This is a genomic window from Lacinutrix sp. MEBiC02595 (assembly GCF_053601555.1).
Map to the genome: position 1 here is coordinate 1 of NZ_JBSHNU010000175.1, position 281 is coordinate 281.

A 281-nucleotide genomic window follows, 5' to 3' on the forward strand; every position below is an offset into this window, starting at 1 on the left:
TTACTAAATAATCGGTTACAATATTATATTGGTTTTGATACATTAAAGAGTTTTCTGGTAAGACCGAAATACTAACATTGGTATTTGTATATATGTTTTTAAGATTCAATGTAATAGATGTAGAATCTTTTGTGCTAGAAATTTTTGTGGCTTCTAATTCAATTAATTTTTTATTAGTACTGAACACATTACGTTCTGCAATTGGTTGATTCCTACTATTAAATAGCGTAATTGTATTTACGCCATTAAAAAGATCGTTTTTTAAAAGCTTTAAATTATAG

At 25.3% G+C, this 281-nt stretch carries 1 pseudogene; it reads right to left on the reverse strand.

The features are described from left to right. A pseudogene (locus ACVCZW_RS03710) lies at nucleotides 1–281 on the reverse strand (hypothetical protein); the annotation flags it as partial.